The 11,435-nt window shown below is 41.9% G+C and carries 12 protein-coding genes; 2 read left to right on the top strand and 10 right to left on the bottom strand.

The features are described 5' to 3' along the window. Window positions 1–46: 46 nt before the first annotated feature. Both BacF7301_RS15020 and BacF7301_RS15015 read right to left on the bottom strand, forming a co-directional pair. Window positions 47–388 (bottom strand): HigA family addiction module antitoxin, encoded by a 342-nt coding sequence (locus tag BacF7301_RS15020; protein WP_167964002.1) that lies wholly within the window; start codon window positions 386–388, stop codon window positions 47–49. A gap of 10 nt (window positions 389–398) precedes the next feature. After that, window positions 399–629: a hypothetical protein gene (locus BacF7301_RS15015; protein ID WP_369805490.1), complete on the bottom strand. Its 231-nt coding sequence runs from the start codon at window positions 627–629 to the stop codon at window positions 399–401. Window positions 630–822: 193 nt separating this feature from the next. Here BacF7301_RS15015 and trxA point away from each other — a divergent pair, with 193 nt between their 5' ends. Beyond that, a complete protein-coding gene (gene trxA, locus BacF7301_RS15010; RefSeq protein WP_022139528.1) occupies window positions 823–1,122 on the top strand; it encodes a thioredoxin in 300 nt (99 codons plus the stop codon). A 17-nt stretch (window positions 1,123–1,139) separates the two neighbouring features. Beyond that, complete coding sequence (locus BacF7301_RS15005) at window positions 1,140–1,604, top strand: thioredoxin family protein (RefSeq protein ID WP_167964000.1); 465 nt, start codon at window positions 1,140–1,142, stop codon at window positions 1,602–1,604. A 112-nt stretch (window positions 1,605–1,716) separates the two neighbouring features. Here BacF7301_RS15005 and BacF7301_RS15000 read toward each other — a convergent pair whose 3' ends face one another. The 8 genes from BacF7301_RS15000 to BacF7301_RS14965 all read right to left on the bottom strand — a co-directional run bounded on the left by BacF7301_RS15000 (window position 1,717) and on the right by BacF7301_RS14965 (window position 11,430). Continuing rightward, entirely contained in the window at window positions 1,717–2,352 is a 636-nt protein-coding gene (locus tag BacF7301_RS15000) for a SagB/ThcOx family dehydrogenase (RefSeq protein ID WP_167963998.1), read from the bottom strand. A gap of 95 nt (window positions 2,353–2,447) precedes the next feature. Beyond that, window positions 2,448–3,005 (bottom strand): NADH peroxidase, encoded by a 558-nt coding sequence (locus BacF7301_RS14995; protein WP_167963996.1) that lies wholly within the window; start codon window positions 3,003–3,005, stop codon window positions 2,448–2,450. A 22-nt stretch (window positions 3,006–3,027) separates the two neighbouring features. Beyond that, entirely contained in the window at window positions 3,028–3,456 is a 429-nt protein-coding gene (locus tag BacF7301_RS14990) for a Fur family transcriptional regulator (RefSeq protein ID WP_073348540.1), read from the bottom strand. Window positions 3,457–3,614: 158 nt separating this feature from the next. Next, the gene (locus BacF7301_RS14985) at window positions 3,615–4,094 is read right to left on the bottom strand and encodes a lipocalin-like domain-containing protein (RefSeq protein WP_167963994.1); all 480 of its coding nucleotides are present in this window, start codon (window positions 4,092–4,094) and stop codon (window positions 3,615–3,617) included. 36 nt (window positions 4,095–4,130) lie between these two features. Continuing rightward, on the bottom strand, window positions 4,131–4,943 hold the full coding sequence (locus BacF7301_RS14980; RefSeq protein WP_167963992.1) for a DUF1573 domain-containing protein: 813 nt from the start codon (window positions 4,941–4,943) through the stop codon (window positions 4,131–4,133). An 18-nt stretch (window positions 4,944–4,961) separates the two neighbouring features. Then, window positions 4,962–7,010 (bottom strand): S8 family peptidase, encoded by a 2,049-nt coding sequence (locus tag BacF7301_RS14975; protein WP_167963990.1) that lies wholly within the window; start codon window positions 7,008–7,010, stop codon window positions 4,962–4,964. Window positions 7,011–7,013: 3 nt separating this feature from the next. Beyond that, entirely contained in the window at window positions 7,014–8,714 is a 1,701-nt protein-coding gene (locus BacF7301_RS14970) for a BACON domain-containing protein (RefSeq protein ID WP_167963989.1), read from the bottom strand. 19 nt (window positions 8,715–8,733) lie between these two features. After that, on the bottom strand, window positions 8,734–11,430 hold the full coding sequence (locus BacF7301_RS14965; protein ID WP_167963987.1) for a DUF4458 domain-containing protein: 2,697 nt from the start codon (window positions 11,428–11,430) through the stop codon (window positions 8,734–8,736). Window positions 11,431–11,435 lie beyond the last annotated feature (5 nt).

Raw genomic sequence — 11,435 nt, 5'->3', positions numbered from 1 at the left:
TTATCGCCAAAACATCCGGAACTAATCATTACATTCACGCAAGACCTTAAAGAATTGCAGCAACCTTCCTGACCTGAGCCAATCGTTCCATGAAAGAACGGTCTTTTTGAACAACCTGCATATTGTACCTCATTTGAAGGCGCAATAGAGGTTCTGCATTAACATTCAAAGCAGCCTCGAAAAGCAGCGCAGTTTTTTCTGTCAAAGGCCTGCGTTCGTTCAAAATCTCATTTAGGGCAGAATAGGCAATTCCCATATTTTTAGCCAACTGCCGCTGAGAAATTCCCCGATATTCGATTTCTTCTTTCAGAATCGCTCCCGGGTGTGTTGGGTATACAGGGAGCATATTGTTTGCCACCATATCGGACGGAAATTTTTTCTTACTCATATTCTTTCACTTATAATGATTCGATAATTCTGTAATATTGCAGATTGTGGCAACAGTCTTGCCATCCTCTGTTTCTCACATTATCTTCGTCTCTCATCAGGTCAATGACCCGAATATACTTTTTGACGACTTGTGGCTGAAAACGATGTTTCTTGTCCGCTTTACCTGCGAGATACAAATCTCGCAAATACATCTCATTGAAATTGATTTCCATTTCATCAACTGTTCTTGTTTCATCCACAAAGATAATTCTTTCATTCCAATCTTCACAATTTTTGCGAATATTATTTTCAATTACTGACTTTGTTTCACAATGAGTTCCCTACCACTACTATTTTGTGAACAAAAACAGTTTTTTCCCGTTATATTAATGAAATAGAATTTGTATTTGCAGTCTTCAATGGCTGCCATTTAACTTTAAGAAAGGAAAGATTATGGAAAAGTTTGAAGATTTAATAAAGTCACCGGTACCCGTTTTGGTTGATTTCTTTGCTGAATGGTGTGGACCTTGTAAAGCAATGAAACCCGTTTTGGAAGAACTGAAATTAGTTGTAGGTGACAAAGCCCGGATCGTAAAGATAGACGTTGACCAGCACGAAGAACTGGCTACTAAATATCGTATACAGGCCGTACCTACCTTTATAGTATTCAAGGATGGGGAAGCGGTATGGAGACATTCCGGCGTAATCCATAGCAGTGAACTGCAAGGGGTTATCGAGAAGCATTATACATAAAAAGATAAAGATAACGAATGAAAAAAGTATTAGTAATGGTGGCTCTTGTCATGGTAAGTGTGATTGTGTACGCTTTCAATGATAAAGCAGAAACCAATCAAGGTAAAAAAGAGGTAACAGGTAACGGTGAAGTCGTCGTAATGAACAAGGAAATGTTTCTGAAAGACGTCTTCGATTATGAAAAATCAAAGGAGTGGAAATACAAAGGTGACAAGCCTGCCATCATCGACTTATATGCTGATTGGTGCGGACCTTGCCGCCAGACAGCTCCTATCATGAAAGAATTAGCAAAGGAATATGCAGGGAAAATAACAATCTACAAAGTAAATGTGGATAAACAAAAAGAACTGGCAGCCCTGTTCAATGCAACCAGTATTCCATTGTTCGTATTCATCCCCATGAAAGGAGATCCACAGCTTTTCCGTGGGGCTGCTGACAAAGCAACCTATAAGAAAGCAATCGATGAGTTTTTATTAAAGTAAAAAAAGGAAAAAGATAGTGACGCCATCCGGTAAGGATAGTGACGCTATAATGGACAAATAGTGACGGTATCCCGCGAGGATAGCGTCACTATTTTTATATACCTATCGATCCTTATTTAAAGTACCCTACAGGATGGTTCATCATAGGAATCTGAGTGTCTTTCAGCTTCAGGACTTTCTTCAATTGATTATTATCCATCGAAGCACGTGGCACTGTAGCCAAATTTGCAGCAGAACAGAAAATTGAAATATTCTGTGAAACAATACCTGCATCCATAGCCCCCATCAACTGGGTATGTGCATTTTTCGTATCTCCGAAACGGGAAAGGTCGCTAATCAGCACTAAAGAAACCGGAGCCGATTTCACAAAAGCCTGCCCACCAGCAACTGCACCCCGGTAATCTCCTTCAGCTATCAAATTCAACTGGTGATTCTTTGCATCGTACAAGTAACTACCTTCCGGCAACACTACATATACGTCCACATCCTGCTTGTTCAAAGCCGACGGAGCCGTCCGTTTACCTGAATCTTTCCGATTGACGCCATTAGCAGCCCATAACAAATCCGACAAATCAGCCAGGTTCAGAGCTTTTGAAGCAAACTCTCTGGTTGAATGACGTTCGGACAACGCTTTCATTACCGTACCTGTACGGTTTAAATTAGGCTGTGGCAACTTAATCACTTTATCAGCAGCAAAAGCAGCTGCCGAAAGCACTAAACAAACTAACAATAGTTGTACTCTTTTCATAACTGTGGTATTAAAAGTTGATGAGCAAATATAAACAAAAAAGGTCTGCATTCATTTTCGAATACAGACCTTTTAAGAGTTATTATGAGGTTTGATTATTTATCGCCGAAATAACGGTTGTACAGACCTTCAAAACCTTTACCGTGACGAGCTTCGTCCTTGCACATTTCGTGTACAGTGTCATGGATAGCATCCAGGTTCAAAGCTTTAGCACGAGTTGCGATACGTTTTTTGTCTTCGCATGCACCTTGTTCAGCATCCTTACGTTTCTGCAGGTTAGTCTTAGTATCCCATACACAGTCACCCAGCAACTCTGCGAATTTAGAAGCATGTTCAGCTTCTTCCCAAGCGTAGCGTTTGAAAGCTTCAGCTACTTCAGGATAACCTTCGCGGTCTGCCTGACGGCTCATAGCCAGATACATACCTACTTCAGTACATTCGCCCATGAAGTGGTTGTTCAGGTCTTTAATCATTTCTTCGTCACAACCTTTTGCAACACCGATAACGTGCTCGTCAGCAAAAGTCAATGCACCACCCTCTACTTCAACAACTTCTACGAACTTGCTGGCAGGAGCTTTACACAAAGGACATTTCTCAGGAGCTGCGTCACCTTCATAAACGTAACCGCAAACAGTACATCTAAATTTTTTCATTTTCTTCTCAATTTTAAATTAATTAGTCAATACGTGTTTCTTTATCTTTTCTTAAGCAATTCTTGCATATACCTTTATAATAATAATGCACTTCCGATACCTGATGGCCGTCCATCTCCAAGCTCTCTACCTTTTTTATCGCTTCCGGACATTGCAAGTCATAAATGTGTCCGCAACGTTTGCAAAGGAAATGAGAATGAATGGAAGTATCCGCATCAAAATTAGTATTCTTCTCATCAATAGTAAGCATCTGAGCCGCTCCTTGTTCTGAAAACAGTTTCAAAGTATTGTAAACTGTCGTCTTTGAAAGTGTAGGCATCGAAGGAGACAATGCAGTATAAATATCATCAGCCGACGGATGGATGGGATGCTCCATCAAATATTGCATGATAGCAATACGCTGCATCGAAGGCTTTATATTATGTTCTAATAATCTTTCGTACGGTTTCATCATTTATCCCTTTCTTTCCAAACTTGTATTCATTACAATTATAAATCTAATGCAAAGATAAAGAGTAATTCCGAATTATCAAACTAATTAAGAGAAAAAGTTCGGATATCCAACTTAATTGTATATCCGAACTTTTTTAGGCTTACTAATAAACTAATTCAATATTCATGACCTTGCGACTCATCCTTTATAAAGGAAGGCACATCATCACATCGAATATATTTGGATACATCATCTGCATCATCTTTAACAATCCAAACCATAGCTCCCGAAGACGAAAGTTCTGTAACAATGTACGAATTATTCCAACGTCCTCCTAGACTGTAGTCATATTTCCCGGTAATGATATATCCTAGATAATCATCTTTCTCTATATCAAATGAGCCGGTTAGAAAACGTGCATACATACTGTCGAACTTCTGATACATCTTAAAAGTTTTATCTTTGCGGACAAAAGTAATATAACAATAAGTTCCTTCCGCCAACGGTTGTCCGTTCCACTCTGTCAGTTGCCATGTACCATTTAAATTAGCGGGAGTTACCTCCAAAGTTCTCCCTTTCGTTTCTTCTTCATCATCACAAGCTATAAAGCTGGTCAGAAATATCGATAATATCATTATTCTGAAAAGAATTTTCATACTGTAGTTTTTATATATGATTAATAAACAAAATTATTATTGAATACGATTGATAATCACATTAACCAACCGATCAGACAGCGGCGCATCTACCCCTTCTACAATAAAAGTAAAACGTAACTTATCAGGGGCCTTTTCTGGTAACTTATGTCCATCCACCGTTATCACCAGGTCACCTTCTTGTCCTGGTGGAATAACATTCGGCTCGCTATGGAAACCTGCATATGGCGGAAGCATACGAGCCGAAAGTTTCAAAGGATTTTTACTAGTGTTGGCACAAAGTATACGCTCCGACGGACGAATGGATGATGTTACTTCCGAAAAGACCACTTGCTTGCGTTTCATCCGTACAGCACCCATAGCATATGGAAGATAATCCCATTCATCAGAGCAAACGACCTCACCAGTCAATGTAAGACGCACTACCGGATATTTGGCAGAAACGGTTGTATATACAAATGCATATGTTTTTACCGTACCGATATTATTCTTAGGATTGTATACCAATACCACGCTACCTTCGGCTCCCGGAGTTATCGTTTTAGAATTAACAGTTGCCGCAGTACATCCACATGAAGTGGATACCTTGGTAATCCGCACATCCGAAGAACTCACATTGCGAAACCGAAATGTATAGGTACGGGGTGCATCACTATCATAAAGCTTACCAATATGGATATCCAATGAATCGAAATGCAGTACCTGTCCCCCTTCTTTCAGCAACGATGGATTAACCAAAGAATCCGCCACCGCAGAGTGGAATCCTCCTCCCTGCGCTCCAAGCTGGGCTACAGGGAAAAAGCTCCACAACATACAAAGCAAATAATATGTATACGGTTTATTCTTCATGGGTCTGCTTCAACGTTATCACATCCATCCGGTATCGCTCGCATTTTTGCGCACAGTGATGGTAAAAGCCTGCGTTTTTCCATCACTGGCCTTTACCATAGCACTGGTCATGCCTGCTGCAAGACCTTTAACTGTTAGACGGCTATTTTGAAGTGTAATTTGCACCTTTGACGCATTATTTACCGTACATTCGTAAGTCAGGTTTTCGCCATTGGCAAAATAACGCGCAAAGTCAATTACGACTCCTTTATCTATTGCCACATACAAATTGGGAACTTTCATGTCGGAACCGCTTCCTGCAATAGCATGTAACAGTGCACCGGCATCAATCAATTTCCCCATTTTACCGCGGTAGGAAGGAAGGTCCATTTTGGTAGGTGTAAAGCCCGGCGACACATGCAGGTAATTGTACTTCTTATAACCCTTGTAGTAACCGTCTACTTCGCGAGCTGTAGATTTCATTAAATCAAGGAATTCCTGTGCCTTGAAATGCCGGCGTTTCTGCACTGCATACGACAAGCCCAGTGCTGCTACACCCGACACATGCGGACATGCCATCGAAGTTCCTTCATTATAGCCGTAAGCAGGTTTGGCATTTACCACTAATGTGGAAAGAATCATACCCTGATCTATAGTTGTATCTTCATTATCCTGTTCTACACCCGTAGCACCATAATAGTCACTGTCACCACCTGGCGCACAAAAGTCTACTTCTGCTCCGTAGTTTGTAAAGGAGGACGGCGTGTAATCTGCCGCAATGGCAGCAACCGAAACACAACCTTCATAAGCCGCCGGATAAGAAGATATGGCTGAATATTCATTGCCGGAAGCAAAAATAGCCAGTCCGCCTTCAATAACTCCACTGGGGGAACCGGCGTTATGAATGAAATAATCCAAAGCATCTTTTTCGAGCGGATAAAGCTGTCCCCATTCTTCATCGGTAGCCGGTCCCGGTATGTACACCAGTGGGCTGGAATAGGCAGAATTGTATCCCCAGCTACACTGAAGAATAACGGCACCATTGTCGGCCGCATACTTAATTGCTTTTGCTTCCGCCGCCATCGTTACTCCCGCCTCACCTTCAAAAACTTGGCAAGTCATAATCCGCACGCCTTTATGGGTACCATCACCTCCGGCAATACTGCTGACTCCTATGCCGTTATTGTTAACAGCTGCTATGGTGCCGGCCACATGTGTGCCGTGTCCTGTGTCTTCAGCATTTTGCCAGGAAATAATTCCGGTATTCTTTACAAAATTGTAGCCATACCTGTCTCCTTTATATCCATTGTTGTCGGCATCCCTATCGGAACCCAGTTCTTCACTTTCGTTCACCCACATATTGGCTTCCAAATCGGGATGACTCCACATAACGCCTTCATCCAGCACAGCCACAATGATTTCAGGATCACCCGTACATAAATCCCATGCTTCCTTACAATTAACATCGGCGCCTGCAATAGCAGGAGCAATGTATGAGAAGTCATAACTCCCCTGATTAATATACCCCCACTGCCGCGGCAACAGTTCATCATTAAACGGAAAGTCATTATCAGTAGCACGGGTTTTCATTTTACTCAGAGATGCTTCGTTAACCACCACCATCTTCTTTTTAGGATCATAAACCCGCTGAATAGTAGGGTTGCACTGAATTTTCGATATCTCTCCTAATTTGGAGAGTCTCTCCATTGCTTCATTCAGATCCGTATTTTTATCGAAGCGTACAATGTACCACAGGTGCATGCCTGCCCTGCGTGCCTGTTCCTCAGTACGTACATCTACCGGAAAGACTCGCTCAAATTCGTATGCTCCCAGTATAGAAAGTACCTCGTCTGTGGAAGGAATGCCGGAGCGTGTGGCAGCGCCCGCAGCACGTGTCTTAAATGTCCGGTCGAGTAAATCGCTCATTTCCGGAACAAACTTAATCAATAATTCACCGTCGGCAGCCCCTTCAGGTATCGTTGTACCGGGAGTGCCCGGAGTTGCCGGAGCCTGCTCGACCAAGTCATGGTCACTACAAGCTCCTGCCACCAAGGCGAATATCAAGATGTATATATATAGCCTTTTCATCTTTTATTTTTTAGTTTGATATTTTTTTCTGAATTTTGGAAATGCATCATAATAATAATCCAAGGTAGCAGGCTCGTTGTCAAAACGGGCTTTCTTCCCTTCAGTGTCTATACCTGTTTCTTGATTAAAGATCAATACTTCCGGATTCCACTCTATTAAGTGCGGATGGTATAATAGCCAATCGGGCAGCTTTCCGGTGAAAAAGTTCAAATTCAAAGACAGCACCCTAGCTTTAGGAAGTATCTTAGGTATTTCAGGATGGTCATACAAATACTGTATGGTGTCTCCAAACACCTCTATATCTTCATCTGTATAACCGGTCACTCCATCCTCTCCAACCTTAAAGTCGGGTATGGTACCTTCCATATAATTATAGGATAAACGTAATTCCTCCAACGTATCCCACAATAATAACCTCCGTAATGAAGGGTCTTTTTCTGTATTAAAGAACATACCGATACCATTAGGATATTTGGTAGCATTATCTTTCTCTCTAAGGTCGGTAAGTACCATTCGCCGATTAGTTCTCAAATCCAAGATCTTTAGTACAGGGAAGTTTTCTTTGGTCAAAATATCAGGTATCAAATCAAAATTATTGCTGCTTATATCCAAAAGTTCCAATTGATTGCCTAGCTTCTCAGCAAGGTCATCTGTTATTTCCGTCAGACCGTAGGCACTCACCGTCAACTTTTTCAAATACTTCAAGCCGCATACATCATTTTCCAATTTGATGCTTTTAGTTGCCGTATTGGTATTGCTAAAGAAATATAAGGACTCTACATAAGTGAGATAGTGAACTTCCTGCGGAATGGACTCCTTGGTATCAAACAAAGTGAAATTAACAGAACGTATACGTCCCACAGCCTTATCATCGGGAAGGCCTTTATCGCCTTCTTCCCACAAGACCACATCTTCCCAGTTTCTCATATTCTCACTGGGGTCCCAATTATTACCCGCTCCCATGCGTTCTCTGATAGTAAGCAATGTCAAGGAATCACCCGTTCGGTTATCTTCAATTTTAGGAGCGGCTTTTTGAGTAACAGTCATCGATACCGGCTGTTCCAGTTCATCTTCTGTTTTCTGAGGCAGGAAGTTAATTTTGGCTACACGAGTATCAAAATCTGGATTCATCATCCAGTCCACACGGATTTTAGTAGTTCGCGGACGCGATCCCCTATCCAGGTCGACAGTAGTCTTTGTTGGTAAAATAATCCAGCCCGTATTGTCGGGATTCACATACTCCACACTCATTTGGAAAGCAACGTTTGTCGTTACGGTAACATCGAAATGACGCTCTTCATATTTGGCGGAAGATTCTATTTCGATATCCTTCTTTTCGATATGGATCATTTTACCATATCCCGTTTGATGTACGGTCATCACACCCGGAGCCTGTCCACGGGGAGTAAAGCGAATTTCTGCCGTGCGCATTCCTTTTATGAGGGTAGAGTCGATGGCAATCGCACACTCGGTTACCCCGCTACCACTGGCAGGTGAGATACTTACCCACGGCTCCGAAGAACTTGCCGTCCATTCGCCTCCCGAAGAAACAGTTACTACGTCTGTGCCCCCGTCAGCGCCCATCGTGATATCCTCCTTGTCTATCGCGAAGCCTGCAATACCACTATCATCATCATCTTTACAGGCTGCTATAGCAACCATGTAAACGAATAATCCTAATGCTATTTTTATTAAATATTTCATTGATATTTCTCTTATTTGTTTATTTATCCAGGTCTAGTGCATCACAGCCGCGAATATCCTGCGTCTTATCATAAATCAACCTATATTGTCCGGCTTGGATATAGGGACATACAGTGCTTAAGTTGATTGAGATATTAGGATTATCCTTAATATCAAACGTAGAAATAAATGGTGAGATAGTATCCTCTATCTTGCGTAAATCATTAGAGCTGATATAGAAAGCTTTCAGACTAGGATTCTTATAAAGCCCCGTAGGCCATTCACGTAATATTCTGTTTCCATCCGCATCCCGTTGATTAGTGATACCGAATACAGCCAAATAATTGATTGATAACGGCTGAGTAGGGAATTTAGAGAAACAATTGTAACTAAGGTCTATTCCATATAACACAGGCATATTGATTACGTAGAAGTCATCGGTCAGTTCGGACAGTTTGTTGTGAGTGAGGTCCAGGCTGGTAAGAGCCTCCCGTACCATCTTTCCGGACAGTGCCCCCTTAGGAATGGTCTTCATCCCATTGCCCGAGAGCATCAACATCTGCATAGGAGATTCTTTCTTGGCTAAGATAGCTGGAAATTCCTCTAAGCAGTTATTGCTCAAGTTGATGGAGCCAGCGTTAATCCCCTTGTGTTCATCATTATTCTCAAATCCACTAATCATATTATTAGAGAAGTCAACGGCACCCATCACATATTTAGACTTCGCATTAAAGATATCCGGAACTTTCGTCAACTGATTGTGCGTGCAACTGAAGGTTTCCAAATCATTCCATCCGAAGAAGAAGTTCGTTTCAGTGGCATTATCGTAGATATAGGGAATATCAGTAATCTGATTATAATCCAAATAAAACTTCACTAGTTGAATTTCTTTTCCAAAAGGTTGCAACGTATGGATTTTATTATTCGTGCAATCCAACAATCCCAATTTAACCATCTTTTTGAGATGATCGTTGTCCGGAAATTCTTCCAGATTATTGAATCCCATATAGAGAAGCTGGATTTTATCCGCCGATTTTCCTTCAGTGATTGCTTCCCAGTCCAATTTAAGTTGGTATCCGGGGATACCTTGGTTGCAAGCAATGTTAAGTGAAATCACTTCGGTCAACTCACTTAGCATTTCCGTGGGTAAGCTCGTCAGTTTGGGGCAGTTGTATATTTCAATATCCGTCAGAGCAGCCATATCCGCCCACTTCCAATCATCCTTTTCTTCATAATAAGGAGAGTCCGGCTTCACATCCACAAAGAAATGATCACTTTTAATGGGACAATTACCCACAAAAAGCTGTTCTAACTTTGTCAGTCTCATGACAGCTCTGGATATACCGGTCAATTTATTCGTCATGACGCCAGCCTGAATATCTTTCAAAGATACGCGGCTGCTCTTAATCGGCTTCATCTTGGGATTGTCGTTAATCCCTTTTTTCAGAATGTCTGATAATCCTTCGCGCGGGTCTTTAGCCAGGAATTTGGTATCATAATCCATTCTTATGGCTTTACGCTGTTCTTCGGTCATGTTGACGGAGTAGTTATCGAGTAGATGTCCTCCGAGTTTTTCGTCATGTGTACCCAATGACAAGGTTCGCAACTCGGTGAGTTGTCCTATTTCGTCGGGCAAGTCACCCTCGATGCCAAAACCCACAAGGGATAATAGCGCCACACGTCCGTTTTCCAACAGTTGCACGCCCGGCTGTTGTCCCCACAGGTCGATGTCCTTATTAAAGTTCCAGTTACTACCTATCGGAGCGGTTTCACCGTAGTATTTCCAATTTGAGCCTCCCATCTTTTCCCAAATGGCTTTCAATGCCTGGTAGTCCTTGATGTATTCGGCAGTTTCGGAAAGGCGCACGGGGACTTCCGCATCCTCGGTTTTCTCATTATCCTTTACTACAAATGGCTTCACCGCTTTCACAGAAGCTGTTTCCAGTGTATACTTGCCGTCTTTGTCGGAATAGGTGGTGTAACTGCTAACTTCATAAGTTCCGGCTTTCAGCCATACCACTGTATCACATTTGGCATATGAGGTTTCCTGATTTCTGTCGGTATACCCGTCGGCAGGTTTATCAGTAAAGTCCTGTTCATGATTGACACGAAGATTGTTTATTGTAACTAGCTCCTGCGTGAACAGGTTCTTTACTACAACCTTAATCAACTCAATATTACCAAACGGATAAGCATTGTCCTCTTCGCTACGAGTTTTGCCAAAGTCCTTGACTAACTTAAATGTCACCATGCCCCGAGCTACTGCATCCACCACCAAGGGTTGTGCATGCAGTCCGCCCGCAACAACAGTAAACATACAACTCTCACCACCGGGACCTGCATATAATACTTGATCCAGCTTATCGTATAAATAAAAGCCTATAATGGTATAATTTCCCGCCAGCAACTCCAACTTATTACTACGTAATCCAAATTCTGCATTTCCCGCATTATACGAGTTTAAGGGTAGAGTTTGAGTAATGGTGGAGCCGTTATATTGCATAACGACTTTCACTTTCTGTGCTTCGCCCAACATTTCCAGTTTATCGGTAGGCGTCGTTGCACGTGTAGTCGAAGCATTTCCGAAAGATGCACTCTTCAACAACTTAAACTGCACATATCCGTAACCGGATTGCAATTGTTCGTCATCATCGGAGCATCCTGTCACCATACACATCGTCAAAAAACTGACGAGGAGAGGGACAAAGAATAATATGGAATATATTTTCTTATTCATCTATT

The organism is Bacteroides faecium, assembly GCF_012113595.1.
GTDB lineage: Bacteria > Bacteroidota > Bacteroidia > Bacteroidales > Bacteroidaceae > Bacteroides > Bacteroides faecium.
Note: the sequence above shows the minus strand (reverse complement) of the source record. Positions and strands in the feature narration are given on the sequence as shown.

Bases quoted from the DNA above. Each gene is read 5' to 3' on its own strand.
- BacF7301_RS14995 (WP_167963996.1), bottom strand. From the start codon at position 3,005: ATGAAAAAATTTAGATGTACTGTTTGCGGTTACGTTTATGAAGGTGAC.
- BacF7301_RS15020 (WP_167964002.1), bottom strand. From the start codon at position 388: ATGAGTAAGAAAAAATTTCCGTCCGATATGGTGGCAAACAATATGCTC.
- BacF7301_RS14980 (WP_167963992.1), bottom strand. From the start codon at position 4,943: ATGAAGAATAAACCGTATACATATTATTTGCTTTGTATGTTGTGGAGC.
- BacF7301_RS15005 (WP_167964000.1), top strand. From the start codon at position 1,140: ATGAAAAAAGTATTAGTAATGGTGGCTCTTGTCATGGTAAGTGTGATT.
- trxA (WP_022139528.1), top strand. From the start codon at position 823: ATGGAAAAGTTTGAAGATTTAATAAAGTCACCGGTACCCGTTTTGGTT.
- BacF7301_RS14990 (WP_073348540.1), bottom strand. From the start codon at position 3,456: ATGAAACCGTACGAAAGATTATTAGAACATAATATAAAGCCTTCGATG.
- BacF7301_RS14970 (WP_167963989.1), bottom strand. From the start codon at position 8,714: ATGAAATATTTAATAAAAATAGCATTAGGATTATTCGTTTACATGGTT.
- BacF7301_RS14985 (WP_167963994.1), bottom strand. From the start codon at position 4,094: ATGAAAATTCTTTTCAGAATAATGATATTATCGATATTTCTGACCAGC.
- BacF7301_RS15000 (WP_167963998.1), bottom strand. From the start codon at position 2,352: ATGAAAAGAGTACAACTATTGTTAGTTTGTTTAGTGCTTTCGGCAGCT.
- BacF7301_RS14965 (WP_167963987.1), bottom strand. From the start codon at position 11,430: ATGAATAAGAAAATATATTCCATATTATTCTTTGTCCCTCTCCTCGTC.
- BacF7301_RS14975 (WP_167963990.1), bottom strand. From the start codon at position 7,010: ATGAAAAGGCTATATATATACATCTTGATATTCGCCTTGGTGGCAGGA.